General features: G+C 71.0%; 2 protein-coding genes. Both read right to left on the bottom strand.

Features of this window, described 5'->3' with window-relative positions; genetic code table 11:
• On the bottom strand, positions 1–1,194 hold a 1,194-nt coding region (locus ACV4UX_RS18655), incomplete at its 3' end, for a diguanylate cyclase domain-containing protein (protein ID WP_491594783.1).
• A 228-nt stretch (positions 1,195–1,422) separates the two neighbouring features.
• A partial coding sequence (locus ACV4UX_RS18650; protein ID WP_491594782.1) for a methyl-accepting chemotaxis protein occupies positions 1,423–2,541 on the bottom strand: 1,119 nt, incomplete at its 5' end.

Below are 2,541 nucleotides of genomic sequence, written 5' to 3'. Positions count from 1 at the left end.
GGCGTGGCCCTGCACGTCGTTGACCTCATTGAAGCGGTCCAGGTCCATGGAGAGCACGGCCAGACGCTCGGAGCGCCGCAGGGCGTCCTCCCGGGCGATGGCGAAGCGCTCCATGAAGGCCCGGCGGTTGGCCAGCCCGGTGAGGCTGTCGGTGGCCGCCAGCTCCCGGAGACGCTCGCGCAGCATGCTCTCGCCGGTCACGTCGGCTGCGCTCCAGAGCGCGCAATCCTCCCCGTCCAGGACCAGCGGCACGGCCGAGAACTGCCCCACCAGCGCGCTCCCGTCGGCGCGGGCCAGGCGCGCCTCGGCCCGCGCGCCTTCCCCCGGCGCGCCAGCCAGGGCCTCCACTGCAGGGGCAAGGCCCAGGTCGTCCAGGGTTCTTCCCAGGGCATCGCGGCGGGGCCGCCCGAACACCGTCTCGAAACCGTCGTTGACCTCCACCACCATCCCGTCGCGCCCGCGCGCGATGAAGAGCGCGTACGGCGCGGAGTGGAAGGCCTTGGCGAACTTTTCCTCCTGGGCCGACACTTCGTCCATGAGCCTGCGCGTGAGCGAAAGGGCCAGGGCCACCAGCATGCAGATGTGCAGGGCGATGTAGCCCGTCACGGCCACGGAGTCGGCCAGGGCCGGGGGGTGCGGCCCCGCGTCCGGTGGCCTCGCGGTCAGGATGATCAGGCGCGCCGCGCTCACGGCGGCGTAGCCCGCCGCCACGAGCCCGGGCAGGAAGGTGTAGCGGCGCACGCGCGGCCCCACACGCGCCAGGAGCAGCCAGGCCGTCTGGGCGTTGACGAAGGCCAGGATGCACGAGACGGCCACCGTGCGCGCCACGATGTCGTCGTGCACCAAGGTGTAGTGCGCCATGGCCCAGGCGAAGAGCGCATAGGCCGCCAGATTGACCCAATGGGAGCCGCGCCTGCCCGTGTAGCGCCGCATGCCCTCCAGGAGCAGCCAGGAGCTGGACATGAGCACCACGTTGCCGCCCGCGACGGCCACGACGGGCGCCATGACCCCTCGCGACAGGATGAGCCCCACACCGGCCACCTGGGTGGCGGCCTGGGCGAACCACAGCCCCAGGCCTTCGAACTTGCGTCCGTAGCGCGCCCAGAGGAGCGCCGTGGTCATGAGGCTGATGACGTTGACAATGAAGTTGAGCGTCAGGAGAGTGGTGAAGTCGAGCATGGCGGTTCGTCCCATGTGCCCATAGCGCGTTTCCCCTGCCAGGGCCACGCGAATGTATTTGCAATCATTTCAGCGCATTGCCTGTGCGGCAAAAATAAACGGGCCGCGACGCATGTCGCGGCCCGGAGCAGGGCGGCTCTGCCGCCCGTAAGCGGCTCTCCCAAACCCCGTCCCCGGGGTTGAACTCGGAGCAAGGGCCGCGACGCATGTCGCGGCCCGTGAAGCTTCCCGGTGCGGCCCGGCTCAGGCCAGGGCGCGGGGCCTGCCCCCCGCCGGAGGCAGGGCCTTCCCGCCGCCCGAGCCGTCCTGCATGTCGCCGATGAGCCGCTGGAGCACCTGGGCCTGGCGGGCCAGGTCCGAGACGGCCTGGGACGCCTGGGTCATGGCCTGGGAGGTCTCCGAGGAGATGGTGCTCACCTCCTCGATGGAGCGGTTGATCTCCTCGCTGGCCGCCGACTGCTGCTCGGAGGCCGCCGCGATGGAGCGCACCTGATCCGAGGCCGAATCCACCATGGACACGATCTCCTTGAGGGACTCGCCCGAACGGGTGGCCAGGGAGGCCGCTTCCTCGATGGTGCGCACGGCCTGTTCCACGTTGCCGATGTTGACGCGCGTGCCCTGCTGGATGCCCGTGATGGCCTCGCCCACCTCCCGGGTGGCCTGCATGGTCTTTTCGGCAAGCTTGCGCACCTCGTCGGCCACCACCGCGAAGCCCCGGCCCGCCTCGCCCGCGCGCGCGGCCTCGATGGCCGCGTTGAGCGCCAGGAGGTTCGTCTGGTCCGCGATGTCGGAGATCACGTTCATCACCTGTCCGATGCCCTCGGCCTGGCCGCCCAGCACGCCCATGTCGCGCTTGAGGGAAAGGGCCTGCTCCTCCACGCGGTGGATGGAGGCCACCACCTGGCCCACCACCCGCGCGCCCTCTTCGGCCCGGCCCCGCGCGCCCTGGGAGGTCTCGGCGGCCTGGGAGGCGTTCCTGGCCACCTCCAGCACCGTGGCGTTCATCTCCTCCATGGCCGTGGCCGTCTCGGCCACGCGCTGGGCCTGGTTCTCCGCGCCCCGGCTGGACTGCTCCACCTGGGCCGAAAGCTGCTCCGAGGCCGAGGTGAGCACCTCGGAAACCTGCTCCAGCTCCGCCGCCACGCGGAGCATGCGCTCCATGGCCTCGGCGGTGCGCGCCTGGGAGGCCTCGGCCTCGGCCATGGCCTCCTGGGCGCGGACGGCCTGGCGTCCGGCCTCCTCGGACTTGGCGTTGGCCTCGGCGATCTTTTCCTTGAGGCTGCCCACCATCACGTTGAGGCTCACGGCCAATTCGCCGATCTCGTCCTTCTGGTCGATCTCCAGGGTGCGCCCGTAGTCGCC

Source organism: Fundidesulfovibrio sp. (assembly GCF_058402725.1).
The sequence above is the reverse complement of the archived record's forward strand: the minus strand, read 5'-3'. Positions and strand labels throughout refer to the sequence as shown.